The 13,778-nt window shown below is 28.4% G+C and carries 17 protein-coding genes; 13 read left to right on the top strand and 4 right to left on the bottom strand.

Features of this window, described 5'->3' with window-relative positions; genetic code table 11:
• The first annotated feature begins 2 nt into the window (after positions 1–2).
• Positions 3–1,187 carry an acetate/propionate family kinase gene (locus tag BLT70_RS04435; protein ID WP_091892062.1) on the top strand — a complete coding sequence of 395 codons (1,185 nt, stop codon included), beginning with the start codon at positions 3–5 and terminating at the stop codon, positions 1,185–1,187.
• An 84-nt stretch (positions 1,188–1,271) separates the two neighbouring features.
• Here the strand turns inward: BLT70_RS04435 and BLT70_RS04430 are convergent, their stop codons facing one another.
• Complete coding sequence (locus BLT70_RS04430) at positions 1,272–2,429, bottom strand: T9SS type A sorting domain-containing protein (protein ID WP_091892060.1); 1,158 nt, start codon at positions 2,427–2,429, stop codon at positions 1,272–1,274.
• Positions 2,430–2,595: 166 nt separating this feature from the next.
• On the opposite strand from BLT70_RS04430, the gene BLT70_RS04425 reads away from it, so the two are divergent.
• Positions 2,596–3,312: a YebC/PmpR family DNA-binding transcriptional regulator gene (locus BLT70_RS04425; RefSeq protein ID WP_091892058.1), complete on the top strand. Its 717-nt coding sequence runs from the start codon at positions 2,596–2,598 to the stop codon at positions 3,310–3,312.
• A gap of 121 nt (positions 3,313–3,433) precedes the next feature.
• On the opposite strand, the gene BLT70_RS04420 is transcribed toward BLT70_RS04425, so the two are convergent.
• The gene (locus BLT70_RS04420) at positions 3,434–4,282 is read right to left on the bottom strand and encodes a TIGR00266 family protein (protein WP_091892056.1); all 849 of its coding nucleotides are present in this window, start codon (positions 4,280–4,282) and stop codon (positions 3,434–3,436) included.
• Positions 4,283–4,478: 196 nt separating this feature from the next.
• Between BLT70_RS04420 and BLT70_RS17225 the strand changes: the two genes are divergently transcribed.
• On the top strand, positions 4,479–4,640 hold the full coding sequence (locus BLT70_RS17225) for a hypothetical protein (protein WP_172824388.1): 162 nt from the start codon (positions 4,479–4,481) through the stop codon (positions 4,638–4,640).
• A 78-nt stretch (positions 4,641–4,718) separates the two neighbouring features.
• Here BLT70_RS17225 and BLT70_RS04415 read toward each other — a convergent pair whose 3' ends face one another.
• On the bottom strand, positions 4,719–5,171 hold the full coding sequence (locus tag BLT70_RS04415; protein WP_091892054.1) for a DUF4442 domain-containing protein: 453 nt from the start codon (positions 5,169–5,171) through the stop codon (positions 4,719–4,721).
• A gap of 154 nt (positions 5,172–5,325) precedes the next feature.
• Here BLT70_RS04415 and BLT70_RS04410 point away from each other — a divergent pair, with 154 nt between their 5' ends.
• The 7 genes from BLT70_RS04410 (at position 5,326) to BLT70_RS04380 (ending at position 10,739) form a co-directional block, all read left to right on the top strand.
• Positions 5,326–5,760, top strand: coding sequence for a DUF4870 domain-containing protein (locus BLT70_RS04410; RefSeq protein WP_091892052.1), 435 nt, complete (start codon positions 5,326–5,328; stop codon positions 5,758–5,760).
• A 10-nt stretch (positions 5,761–5,770) separates the two neighbouring features.
• The gene (locus BLT70_RS04405; RefSeq protein ID WP_091892050.1) at positions 5,771–6,115 is read left to right on the top strand and encodes a PadR family transcriptional regulator; all 345 of its coding nucleotides are present in this window, start codon (positions 5,771–5,773) and stop codon (positions 6,113–6,115) included.
• Entirely contained in the window at positions 6,108–7,835 is a 1,728-nt protein-coding gene (locus tag BLT70_RS04400; RefSeq protein WP_091892048.1) for a PspC domain-containing protein, read from the top strand. The genes BLT70_RS04405 and BLT70_RS04400 overlap by 8 nt, the downstream gene beginning before the upstream one ends.
• 96 nt (positions 7,836–7,931) lie before the next feature.
• Positions 7,932–8,657, top strand: a complete 726-nt coding sequence (locus BLT70_RS04395; protein WP_231962814.1) for a head GIN domain-containing protein — start codon at positions 7,932–7,934, stop codon at positions 8,655–8,657.
• A gap of 33 nt (positions 8,658–8,690) precedes the next feature.
• A complete protein-coding gene (locus BLT70_RS04390) occupies positions 8,691–9,215 on the top strand; it encodes a nuclear transport factor 2 family protein (protein ID WP_091892046.1) in 525 nt (174 codons plus the stop codon).
• A gap of 250 nt (positions 9,216–9,465) precedes the next feature.
• Positions 9,466–9,975, top strand: coding sequence for a DUF3124 domain-containing protein (locus BLT70_RS04385; protein ID WP_091892044.1), 510 nt, complete (start codon positions 9,466–9,468; stop codon positions 9,973–9,975).
• A gap of 2 nt (positions 9,976–9,977) precedes the next feature.
• On the top strand, positions 9,978–10,739 hold the full coding sequence (locus tag BLT70_RS04380) for an NYN domain-containing protein (protein ID WP_172824387.1): 762 nt from the start codon (positions 9,978–9,980) through the stop codon (positions 10,737–10,739).
• Between the two features lie 10 nt (positions 10,740–10,749).
• On the opposite strand, the gene BLT70_RS04375 is transcribed toward BLT70_RS04380, so the two are convergent.
• On the bottom strand, positions 10,750–11,160 hold the full coding sequence (locus BLT70_RS04375; RefSeq protein WP_091892040.1) for a DUF2721 domain-containing protein: 411 nt from the start codon (positions 11,158–11,160) through the stop codon (positions 10,750–10,752).
• A gap of 66 nt (positions 11,161–11,226) precedes the next feature.
• Here BLT70_RS04375 and BLT70_RS04370 point away from each other — a divergent pair, with 66 nt between their 5' ends.
• From BLT70_RS04370 to pdhA, 3 genes are all read left to right on the top strand, one after another.
• The gene (locus tag BLT70_RS04370; protein ID WP_091892038.1) at positions 11,227–11,898 is read left to right on the top strand and encodes a M15 family metallopeptidase; all 672 of its coding nucleotides are present in this window, start codon (positions 11,227–11,229) and stop codon (positions 11,896–11,898) included.
• Between the two features lie 76 nt (positions 11,899–11,974).
• Positions 11,975–12,649 carry a hypothetical protein gene (locus BLT70_RS04365; RefSeq protein ID WP_091892036.1) on the top strand — a complete coding sequence of 225 codons (675 nt, stop codon included), beginning with the start codon at positions 11,975–11,977 and terminating at the stop codon, positions 12,647–12,649.
• A 135-nt stretch (positions 12,650–12,784) separates the two neighbouring features.
• Complete coding sequence (gene pdhA / locus BLT70_RS04360) at positions 12,785–13,774, top strand: pyruvate dehydrogenase (acetyl-transferring) E1 component subunit alpha (protein ID WP_091892034.1); 990 nt, start codon at positions 12,785–12,787, stop codon at positions 13,772–13,774.
• Positions 13,775–13,778: the final 4 nt, after the last annotated feature.

Below are 13,778 nucleotides of genomic sequence, written 5' to 3'. Positions count from 1 at the left end.
ATATGAATATTTTAGTTTTAAATGCAGGATCTTCGTCCTTAAAATACCAAGTTATAGAAATGCCTTCGCAAATTGTAGAATGTGTAGGTTTAGTAGAAAGAATAGGAATGGAAGATGCCATCTTTACGCATGAGAAAAATGGTGAAAAGTATTCTGAAACATTACCAATTAAAAATCATGAAGTTGGTTTACAAAAAATTGCCAAAACTTTATTAGACTCTAAAATTGGTGTTATCAATTCTGTTGATGAAATTGAAGCTGTTGGACACAGAGTTGTTCATGGAGGAAGTAAATTTAGCAAAACAGTAATTATAAATGATGAAATTAAAGATAAAATTAGAGATTTATTTGATCTAGCTCCCCTTCATAATCCTGCAAATTTAACCGGAATTGAAATTGCAGAAACTATTTTTACATCAGCAAAACAAATTGCAATTTTTGATACAGCATTTCACCAAACAATGCCAAAAGAAGCATACCAATATGCAATTCCTAATTCATTTTTAGAAGATCATAAAGTTAGGGCTTATGGTTTTCATGGCACAAGCCATAAATATGTTTCAGAAAAAGCAATGGAATACCTAGGCGAAAAATCTAAAAAAATAATTACTATTCATTTAGGAAACGGCTGTAGCATGTCTGCAGTTAAAGACGGAAAAAGTATAGAAACTTCAATGGGTTTTTCGCCAACAAATGGTTTAATTATGGGAACAAGAGCTGGAGACATCGATCAAGCTGTTATTTTCCTTTTGATGAAAAAACTAAACAAATCTGCAGATGAAGTAAATAATATTCTACAAAAAGAATCTGGAATGCTAGGTTTAACTGGTTTTTCTGATTTACGTGAAATTGAAGAAGCAGCAGAAAAAGGCAATGAAAAATGCCAAAATGCTTTACAATTAGCTGCTTATAGAATTAAAAAATTTATTGGTTCTTATACAGCAATTTTAAACGGATTAGATGCGATCGTTTTTACAGCAGGAATTGGAGAAAATTCTGATTTAATGAGAGAATTAGCTTGTAAAAACTTATACTTTTTAGGTATTGATTTAGATAAAAATAAAAACAAAATTAGATCGAAAGAAATTAGAGAAATTCAATCAAATGAATCTAAAGTTAAAATATTGATAATCCCTACAAATGAAGAACTTGAGATTGCAAAACAGTCTTATAATCTTTTAAAATAAACATTTAAATTCATAAAAAAGACCTTTCAATATTAAAATTGAAAGGCCTTTTTGTTTACAACGAACTCTAAAAACATTTGAGGATTAATTCTTTACAAATCTTTTTGTAGCAATATTACCTTTATCATCTTGTACTTTTACTAAATAAACTCCGTTTACTAAATTTTCTATATTCAATTGGTTTATGCTTGAAGTTACAATTTTCTTACCAAGAACATTATATACTTCAACATTTTTAATAGTAAAATTACTGTCATCAATATTTAAAACCGAAGTTGCTGGATTTGGATAAATTGTAAAATTAGCCAAACTAAAATTATTTACGTTTGCAGTTGCATCACCATAATTATATGTTGTTCTATAGTTTGTTGAAGATCTTGCAAGAATTTTATTTACAATTCCATTAGCAGAAAATATATAATCTATACCTGTTCTATCTTTAAAAGGATGCAAATAACTAGATATTAACTTTGAAGTATCAAAAGTAATCGTTTCTAAATCTCCTTCAACTAAAACATCATCATCTAAATAATAATCTTTTTCTGTAATAGCATTTCCATTCGCATCATACGTATATTCAGATTTGTAATCAGTTTCCCAATTTGTGCCATCCCAGGTTTGCCCATCTTCTACAATAATTCTATTATTAGCATCATAAGTATAAACAGTTCTATCAGAATCAATCCAATTAGTGCCATCCCAACTATCAGATTTAGAAATATAAACTTTTCCATTTGCATTGTATGTTAAAGTAATTCTAGAAGAATCATCACCAAAAATCCAAGTTGCACCATTCCATTCATAACCTAAAGCAGAAGAAAGTCTATTATCTGTGTATGATAACTCAAATTTACCTTCATCTACCCAATTTGAATTTACGGATTTTTGGTTTAAAATTTGACTTAAATCGCCACTAGAGTTATATGTATTTATAGTTTTATATTGCTCTCCGTCGATATTACCAGTTGCATCATAATTTTCATAAGTTTCAGAAATAACCCTGTTATCATCATTATAAACATATTTAGACGCATAGGATTTAATCCATTTAGAAGTTGAACTATCCCAATAAAACTCTACTTCTTCAGTAAAGTTATTATCATTATCATAAGTAAAGGTAGCTTTATTGCTACTTACCCACTTTTCTCCGTTAAAATATTCAGACAAACTAGATGTCAGTTTTTCTTGTCCAAAAAAAGCAGTTGTTACAATAGTAAAAAGTAAAAAAGTAATTTTTTTCATATTTATTGTTTTTTAATGTTTGTATAAAAATAAACTAGTTATACTACTAAGTCAATACCTATAAATAGGTATATTTCCATTAAAATCAACATTCAAAATAATTGTAAATCATCTTTCAAATTTTTATATTTGCGTGTTAAAAATTTAAAGAAAACAATCAACAGAAATGGGTAGAGCATTTGAGTTTAGGAAAGCAAGAAAAATGAAACGTTGGTCAGCAATGGCAAAAACTTTTACCAGAATTGGTAAAGATATTGTTATGGCCGTTAAAGAAGGTGGACCAAACCCAGATTCGAACTCTAGATTAAGAGCAGTTATGCAAAATGCAAAAGCTGCCAATATGCCTAAAGACAATGTAGAAAGAGCTATTAAAAAAGCTACCGACAAAGACACAGCAGATTACAAAGAAGTGCTTTTTGAAGGTTATGCACCTCATGGAGTTGCCATTCTTTTAGAAACCGCTACAGATAACAATAATAGAACAGTAGCCAATGTTAGAGCTGCATTTAATAAATGTGATGGAAATTTAGGAACTTCTGGTTCTGTTGCTTTTATGTTTGACCATACATGTAATTTCACAGTAAAAAAAGAAGACATTACAATGAATATGGAAGAGTTAGAATTAGAATTAATTGACTTTGAAGTTGAAGAAGTTTTTGACGATGAAGAAGGCGTTATTATTTATGCTCCTTTTGAGCAATTTGGAGCAATACAATCTTATTTTGAAGAAAATAATATAGAAATTTTATCATCTGGTTTTGAAAGAATACCAACTACAACAGTAAAATTAAACGATGACCAAAAAGCTGATGTTGAAAAACTTTTAGAAAAATTAGAAGAAGATGACGATGTAAATTCTGTGTATCATTCTATGGAAGAATAATTAAAAAGATTATATATAAAACAAAAATCCCAAATCTAAAACGTTTGGGATTTTTTTATGCCTTTTATTTATTTATCAAGGCAAGCCTTGGAAAATTGAAAACTTAGGTATCACTCTGCGATTAAAACCGATTATCTCCATCTAATAAATCTCCTATTCCACCTAAAACAGAACCTTCTCCTCTACTTCCATTTCCAGTTTTTGGAGCCATTGCTAGAACCCTTCCTGCTAATCTACTAAATGGTAAAGATTGTACATAAACTGTTCCAGGACCACGTAAAGTTGCAAAAAACATTCCTTCTCCTCCAAAAATGGTGTTTTTTATTCCGCCAACAAATTCAATATCATAATTTACATCTTGTGTAAAACCAACTATACAACCAGTATCTACTTTTAAAACTTCTCCAGGTTTTAAAACTTTTTTTGCCATTGTTCCACCTGCATGAATAAACCCTAAACCATCACCTTCCATTTTTTGCATGATAAAACCTTCACCACCAAACAAACCTCTTCCTAGTTTTTTAGAGAATTCAATACCAATTGAAACTCCTTTTGCAGCACATAAAAATGCATCTTTCTGGCAAATAAATTTTCCGCCAAACTCTGTTAAATCAATAGGAATAATTTTACCTGGGTAAGGAGATGCAAATGAAATTTGTTTTTTACCAACTCCATCGTTTGTAAAAACTGTCATAAAAAGGCTTTCGCCAGTTAAAATTCTTTTTCCTGCAGAAAATATTTTTCCTAAAAGTCCTTTATCTTGATTTGATCCATCACCTAAAATAGTATTCATTTTAATATTATCATCCATCATCATAAAAGTGCCTGCTTCTGCAACAACACCTTCTTGCGGATCTAATTCAATTTCTACAAATTGCATTTCTTCTCCAAAAATCTTATAATCAATTTCATGAGCGTTTAATCTATTGCTACTATTTGATGAATTTCTTGGTAATTTATCTTGATACATAAAATATTATTTTAAAGTTCGTATAATATTAGAAGGTTTACAAACACATTTGTTACATCAATATATTAGTAAATTTAATAAATTTTGATTGAACATTTATTATAACACTAAATTAACTCTTAATTATTATACTGCTTTAACTAAAATATTACTTTTGACATCAATAAGAAAACTGTAAAATAAATACTAAATAATTATGAAATATTTATCACCACAAATAGAAGCTTTATCTAAGCAATTTGAAATAACAAAATCTTTAGCACGCACAAATGTATCTTGTGGTATTTTTCAAGAATGTGATTATAATGAAGAAAGACCAAAATTGTATGAAAAGCGAAACGAGATTTATAAAAAATAAATAGTTTTTAGGTATTTTTATTGTTTTTAAGAAAATCTAAAACTCTTAAGTGCTCTTAAACTAAATTTCGATTTCTCTTTACTTTACTTTTAAACTCCATTGAAATTTAAAATTAGAGACCACAACTCCATCTTCGTTAATACCTTCAGAAATTAAATCAACAACCTCACCTTCACCAGTTTTTATAGATTTTTCTATTGCTTCTCTAATTTGATTTCCACCACTACAAGTAAAAACAATCTTACCTTTTGCTTTTTTAAAAAAATCACCTTCCTGATGTGTAACTAACATAGAAACTTTACGATTAGATTTTTCTATTTCTTGCATTACCAAAACGCCTGTACTCATTTCTGCTGCCATTCCTTGTGCAGCCCAAAACATACTTTTAAACGGATTTTGATTCATCCATTTATACTTAATATTTACAACTGCAGTTGTATTCGTTAAGCTTAATACACGCATTCCAGACCACCAACCCAATGGCAATTTAAAAAACATAAACATATTTATTTTACCTGTAGTTATCTTCATAAGTATTGAATTTACTTGCAATTTACCACTTTTTTATCAGAATAAATAAAAATCATAAATGTTAAATATATGTTAATTTTAGTACTATGTATTGCATAATACTTTCTTTAAGATATATATTTGCATAAGAAAGTATTATACTAAATTTTAAATAATGAAAAAAAATAACGAAAACACAAATGCTTTTTTAATACATATTTCTGCTTTTGCTGGTTTTATATTTCCTTTTGGCAATATAATAACCCCATTAATTGCATGGCAAACATTAAAAGATAGAAGTACTTTTTTAGATGAACAAGGTAAAGAAGCAGTTAATTTTAACATCAGTTATACACTTTATGTTTTTCTTTTAACACTAACATTTATTCCGTTTGCTTTTGGCTCTATTTTTAGAAATAACCATCATTTATGGAATAATAATCACTTTAATTTTAATTTAAATTTTGATAATCTTTTTGGATTTATAAGTTTTGGCACTATTACTACCTTTATTTATATTATAGGTATTGCTTTAGTTATTATAGCATCAAAAAAAGCTAGAGAAGGCGAAAATTATAAATATCCTTTTACAATAAAATTTATAAAATAAAACCACATTTATGAAGATTGAAAACACAAAAGCACAAATGCGAAAAGGTGTTTTAGAGTTCTGCATATTATCCATCTTAAAAAATGGCGATGCTTATACTTCTGAAATTCTTTCGAGCTTAAAAAGTGCAGAAATGATTGTGGTTGAAGGAACCATCTATCCGTTATTAACGCGTTTAAAAAACGCAGGTTTATTAACGTATCGTTGGGAAGAATCAACCTCTGGACCACCAAGAAAATATTACGTACTAACAGAAAACGGAGGCATGTTTTTAAAAGAATTAGACAAAACATGGCATAATTTAGTAAATTCAGTTCACCAAGTAACTAGTAAAAAAGCAACTACAAATGAATAAGACAATCAATATAAATTTAGGCGGATTTTTCTTTCACATTGATGAAGTAGCCTATCAAAAATTAAGAAGATATTTAGAATCGATTTCTAAATCTCTAAGCGATGATCCTCAAGGTAAAAACGAAATTATTGCTGATATTGAAGCAAGAATTAGTGAACTTTTATCAGAAAAAATTACAGATGCCAGACAAGTTGTAAACGAAAGTGATATTGATGACATTATTAAAATAATGGGACAGCCAGAAGATTATGCAGAAGCAGAAGAAAGCTACAATGAATCTACTTATTCTTACACAAGAAATAATGCTTCTGGAAAAAAATTGTTTAGAGATGGTGACGATAAATTTTTAGGTGGTGTTGCATCTGGAATAGCTCATTATTTTGATATTGATACTATTTGGGTGCGTCTTGGATTATTAGCTTTGTTTTTTGGTGCCGGTTTTGGTGTTTTAATTTACATTATTCTTTGGATCTTATTGCCAGAAGCTAAAACTACAGCAGAAAAATTACAAATGGAAGGTGAACCTGTAAACATAGATAATATTGAAAAAAAGATTCGTGAAGAATTTAATAATGTATCAGAAAACGTAACAGTTTTTGCTAACAAAGCTTCAGAAAAGATAAAAGATGGTGCAAATGAGTTTTCTGATAAAATGAGTAAAACTTTTTCTGGAAAGACAAAAAAAAATAACGGATTACAAGATTTATTTGAAACTCTAGGAAAAATTATACTTGCCATTTTTAAAGTAATTGGTAAGTTTATTGGGGTAATTATAATATTTGTTTCTGCTGCTGTTATTTTATCTCTAATTATTGGAGGGTTTTCTGTAGGTAGTTTAGAATGGCTAAATGTTGATGGTCAATTATTACAATATCCACCTTTTTTCTATGATGCTACATTACCTAAATGGTTACTAGTTTTAAGTGCATTTTTTTTGATTGGCATTCCGTTTTTAATTTTATTTATTTTAGGCTTACGAATTCTATCTAGTAATGTAAGAAAATTAAGCAAACCTGCTTCTTTAACTCTTTTAGGCATTTGGATTGTGGCTCTATTAGCAATGATTTTTACAGGTTTAGAATACGGAACTTCCTATGCTAATTATGGGCAATCAACAGAGAAAAACACGTTAAATATTGTTAAAAATGATACTTTAAGAATAAAGATGATTAATGATGATACAATTTATTATCGCCATAATTTAAGAAGAAATTCATCACAAGAAGAAGTAGAAATTGATGGTACAATGATGACATATTCTAACTACATAAAGGTTGATGTAAAAAGAAGCTCTTCTAATGAAAGTTATGTAATTATCCAAAAAGAATCTAGAGGAAAAAATAAAAGTAATGCCAGCAAAAATGCGCAGAACATAAAATACAAATATGAAGTTGTAGACAATACAATTGTGTTAGATGCTTATTTTTTATCAGAATATAAAAATATGTGGAAAGATGAAGAAATTAACATTACCATTTATGTAACAGAAAATGCATACGTTTATTTTGATAATTCAACAAAACACTTTTTAAATGATGTTGATAATGAAACAGATATTTATGATAAAGAAATGGTAAATCATCACTTTTTAATTACAGAAAGCACTCTAAAGTGTACAGATTGTATCGAGGAAATTGAAGATAAAAAAGAAGTGTTAGAAGAACAAGCAAATGAAAAAGTTGATGAAAAACTTGTAAAAAAACACGAACTAACTGTTTAAAAGACAGTTCAACTAAATAAAACAACAATTCGGTAACCAAGTTTTCTTTTTAAACGTCTTATTAAAGACATTTGATACATATTTAAAACAAAAATCATGAAATCAACAACCACAAAATTTTTAACTCTTTTATTTACAATTACACTTTTTACTTCTTGTAATATAAATATGTTTAATAGAGTGAACGGTAACAAAAATGTAGTTACAGAAGACAGAACTACAAAAGAAGCTTTTACAACCATAAAAGTAAGTTCTGGTTTAGATTTATTTATTTCTCAAGGATCTAAAAACAAAATTATTGTTGAAGCTGATGAAAATTTACAAGAAATTATTATCACAGAAGTTAAAAACGGCGAGTTAAAAATCTATTCAGAAAAAAATATTTGGAGAGCAAAAGCAAGAAAAATTTATGTAACAGTAAAAAATCTAGAAACTTTAACAGCAACTAGTGGCGCAGAAGTGTATGCAAAAGAAAGCCTTAAAGTAAATAATTTAAGAATTAGCGCAACAAGTGGCGCAGAAATTAATATTTCTGTGAATGCAAATACTGTTGAAACAAATGCAACAAGTGGCGCTGATATTGAAATTTCTGGTATTTCAAATAAATATATAACAAATGCAACAAGTGGTGCATCTATTGATGCATACGAATTAAAAAGCAAAAATGTTATAGCAAAAGTTACAAGTGGCGCAGATATTAACCTTTTTGTATCAGAAAAATTAGATGCAAAAGCTACAAGTGGTGGAGATATAGATTTTAAAGGAAATCCAAAAAAGGTTGATAAAAAATCGACTTCTGGAGGAAGTATTTCTGCTGAATAATTTCAACTAAAAATCAATTAAAAGCAATCAAACATGAATTCATTTTTAACACCTTTTAGAGAATCAATAATTTTAAAAACACTTTTTGCAATTGCATTATTCCTTTATAGTTTGATGACTTCTGCTCAAGTTGATAAAAATTCTGATTTATTTAAAACTTTAAAATCAAAAGACAGTATTCTTTTTGCAAGCTCATTTAACAATTGTGATATTGAAAAATTTGAACCAATTATTGCAGAAAACTTTGAATTTTATCATGATTTAGGTGGTGTTCAAAATAAAGAAGAATTTATAGCTGTTATAAAAAACAATCTATGTACGAATCTAGGAATGAATCAAAGAAGTCTTGTTGATACTTCTTTAGAAGTTTTTGAGATGAAAAATAACAACAAATTATATGGCGCAATTCAGAAAGGAAAACACACTTTTCAGCAAAAAATTGATGGCAAAATGAAAACTGTTGGTATTGCAGATTTTACACATCTTTGGATATTAGAAAACAATCAATGGAAATTAAAAAGAGTGTTGAGTTACAATCATCAACCTTTAACAGAATAAAAAATTATTAGAAAGCTAACTTCTAATATAAATACTAATACTTGGTTTTATTAGTTTACTTGGTAAGTCGTCATTTTGTAAAAAATGGCGCTTACTTTTTTTAATTGAACTTGTTATAACATCAGAATAAATAAAATTTAAGCTTTATCTAACAAGTTTCTACATCTCTTTTATTTGCACCTAAACTTTAAAAAAATTAACTTCGCTTTATTGCATGTAAAAAAAATCGTGTTACATAAACTACTCTAAAATGAAAATTAAATTTTTATATATAATTCTAAGTACTCTTCTTTTTAGTTGTAATAATGAAAAAGAAATAAGTTCTGTAAATCCTGAAAATTGGACTAAAAGAACAGCTGATATTAGTACTAAAGATTCCCTTGAAAACGGAAAATCTTACCTTTCTATTTATTCTCAAATCTACAGCATGTCAGAGCACAAAACACATAATTTAACTGCAATGGCAAGTTTAAGAAACACGAGTGATGTAGATTCTATTTATATTACAAAAGCAGTTTATTATGATACTCATGGAAAAGTTGTAAGAACCTATTTTGATTATCCAATATATTTAGCACCAATGGAAACTACAGAAATAATTATTGATGAAGTTGACGTTTCTGGCGGAACGGGTTCTAACTTTATCTTTGAATGGAAAATTCCTAAAAATTGCCCAGAACCTTTATTTGAGGGAATTATGAGTTCTACAATTGGGCAACAAGGGTTATCATTTACAACACACGCAAAACGAATTAAATAATCATGGAAAATAGATTTAATATTTCGGTTCTTATTGACGGAGACAATGCACAACCAAAATTAATAAAAGAAATTATTGAAGAAGTTTCTAAATATGGAAAAGCAACCATAAGGCGAATTTATGGAGATTGGACATCGCAACAAATGAATAGTTGGAAAGCAACTATAAACCAACACTCTATTACTCCTATTCAGAAATTCTCTTACACAACTGGTAAAAACTCTACTGATGGTGCATTAATTATTGATGCTATGGATATTTTACACGGAAAAAGTACTGAAGGTTTTTGTATTGTTTCTAGTGATAGTGATTATACAGGTCTTGCAAAAAGAATTAGAGAAGAAGGTTTATTTGTAATGGGAATTGGAGAGAAAAAAACGCCTACAGCATTTGTAAAATCATGTGAAGTTTTTACATTTACTGAAAACCTAAAAAATGATGAAGAAGAAGATGAAAAAAACACTATTGAGACTGATAACACTAAGAAAAAAGCAGTCAAAAAAGCAAAATCAATAACCTCAAATATAAGACTATCTAAAGAAGATTGGAAAACAATAATGAAAGCTTTTGATATTTCTTTAAACGAAGAAGACAAAGCACATATTTCAACTTTAGGTTTAAATATCAGAAAAATAGACCCAAGTTTTGACCCTAGAAGTTATGGTTTTAAAAACTTAACGAAACTTTTTGAAAATATAGACAAATTTGAAGTCATTAAAAATGAAGTTAACGGATTAAATCATCCATTATTAAAAATGAAATAACTACTAAATTTTAATTTTTGTTTTCTAAATGCTCTTCAATATCAGCAATATGATGCTTTAAAGCTTCATTAGAAATATGTATTTCTTTTATTAATAAAGCTAAAGAAACGATTAATAAAATAAGTGCAAATCCAAAAACAAATTCTGCAACTCTATGATAATTAATGTAAATTATAAACATTGATAACACACAAAAAAGCAAACTAGAAATTCCGAAAATTTGCATCCATTTTGTTAAACTTAAACGCAATTTTAAATTTTTAATTTGTCTTAACAAAGAAGCGTCTTTGCTTTCTAAATATTCACTATGCAAACTTCTAATTACCGCTGCATAAGCTAAAAAACGATTTGTATATGCAAGCATTATCAATGAAATTGCAGAGAATAAAAGGGCTGGGGTTGTTAAAGTAAGTTCTTCCATAAAAATTACAAAATTAAATAAAATTTCTAGTATAAATTGATAAAATCAATTTTGTATTTTTGAAACATGAAAAATTTACTTTTCCTTTTAACTGTTATAATTAGTTTTACTCTTTATGCCCAAAAATTACCAGAAGGTTTTGTATATCTTTCTGATGTAGATGCTACTATTAAATCTGAGTTAAGATATTTTAGTAATAATAATTTTATTGGTAAAAAAATAGATGGTTATTATGCTAATTGTGTAATTGTAACCAAAGAAACTGCTGATGCATTGCAGAAAATACAATCGACTTTAGCTAAAAAAGGATTAAGTCTCAAAATTTTTGACGCGTATAGACCACAACAAGCTGTAAATCATTTTGTAAAATGGGCAAAAGTTTTAAACGACACTTTAATGAAACAACAGTTTTATCCAAAAGTTCATAAATCAGCATTATTTAATAGCGGTTATATTGCATCAAGATCTGGTCATACAAGAGGTAGCACTGTCGATTTAACAATTGTTGATGCAAAAACTGGCAAAGAATTAGATATGGGAAGTCCGTTTGATTTCTTCGGCGTTGAATCTCATCCGTTTTATAAAAACATATCAGAAAATCAAAAAGAAAACAGGTTTTATTTGCGTAAAATTATGTTAGCCAATAACTTTAAACCTTATGATAATGAATGGTGGCATTTTACATTAAGAAACGAGCCTTTTCCAAAAACCTATTTTAATTTTCCTATTAAAGACTAATTTTTAACAGTTTATAAACAGCTTCAATAAAAATCGGCATTATATTTGTAATTAATAGCTAGAAATTTATATATCTATGAAATCATTTTTGAACGTTTTACTTCTTATATTTTGCTTCTTTTTATCTACTACAACCTTAGTTGCACAACTAGATAATAACAATGACAGCAAAGAAAAAGGTAAAATAAAAGCAATTATTTTAAATAACTCTAAAGAAGCTACAAAACCAAAAGCGTTAGACTTAGATGGTTCTGATGGTTTTAAAAAAGTGTATGATGAAGAAAATAAAAAGTTAAAAGAGAAACAGAAAAAAAGCGATTTAAAAAACAAAGGAATTCTTACCCAAGAAAAAATTAATGAGCAAAATTTCTTAAAATCGTTTAAAAAAATAAATGGCCAATATAGTATTCCAAAAATAGATCAAGATCTAGGCAGTTTTAGAACAGATTCTAAAAGTGTAAATATTATTTGTAGAGATTTTCAATATCCAGATGGCGATAGAATTACAATTTTTGTAAACGACATTCCTGTTATACATAATATAGAATTAAAAAGTAGTTATCAAAAGTTTAATATTCCTTTAGAAATAGGAATTAACAAAATTGCATTTACAGCTTTAAATCAAGGAAGTTCTGGCCCAAATACTGCAGCTTTTAAAGTTTTTAATGATACTGGTACGTTAATTTCTTCTAATGAATGGAATTTAGCAACAGATGCTAAAGCAACAATAGTAATTGCTAAAGATAAATAATTAGTCAACGAAATCGTTTTCGCTAATTTAAAAAACTCTAATTTTTTTATTCCTTAAAAAACAGCTATTTTTGTCTTTGGTATTGTGTAGTATAAGAACTGCTTAAACGATTAAACAAACAATAATTCCTTAAGAATGAAAAAAATCACCAAACAAACCTATCTAGATTGGTACAAAGACATGCTTTTCTGGCGTAAGTTCGAAGACAAATTAGCATCAGTTTACATTCAACAAAAAGTAAGAGGATTCTTACACTTGTACAATGGTCAAGAAGCTATTCTTGCAGGAGCATTGCATGCAATGGATTTATCGAAAGATAAAATGATAACGGCATACAGAAATCACGTTCAACCAATTGGTATGGGAGAAGATCCTAAACGTGTTATGGCAGAATTATATGGTAAAGCAACTGGTACTTCTAAAGGTATGGGAGGTTCTATGCATATTTTCTCGAAAGAATTTCGTTTTTATGGTGGTCACGGAATTGTTGGTGGTCAAATTCCTTTAGGCGCTGGTTTAGCTTTCGCTGATAAATATAAAGGAAATGATGCAGTAACTTTAACATGTTTTGGAGATGGAGCTGCAAGGCAAGGTTCTTTACATGAAGCTTTTAACATGGCAATGTTATGGAAATTACCTGTAATTTTTATTGTAGAAAATAATGGTTATGCAATGGGTACTTCTGTAAACAGAACTGCTAACCATGAAGATATTTGGAAACTTGGTTTAGGTTATGAAATGCCTTGTGGACCTGTAGATGCTATGAATCCTATAAAGGTTGCTGAAGCTGTAGACGAAGCAATTCAAAGAGCTAGACGTGGAGATGGACCAACTTTCTTAGAGATGAAAACATATCGATACAGAGGTCACTCAATGTCTGATGCGCAACACTATAGAACTAAAAACGAAGTTGAAGAATACAAAAAAATAGACCCAATAACTCAAGTATTAGATGTAATTAAAGAAAATAATTACGCTACTGACGAGGAAGTTGATGCTATAAATAAAGAGGTGAAAAGAATGGTGAAAGAATGTGAAAAATTCGCAGAAGACTCTCCATATCCAGAGCCTAAACAGATGTATGATATGGTTTATGAACAAGAAGATTATCCTTTTATAAGTTAAAAAT

The organism is Polaribacter sp. KT25b, assembly GCF_900105145.1.
Taxonomy (GTDB): Bacteria; Bacteroidota; Bacteroidia; order Flavobacteriales; family Flavobacteriaceae; genus Polaribacter.
Note: the sequence above shows the minus strand (reverse complement) of the source record. Positions and strands in the feature narration are given on the sequence as shown.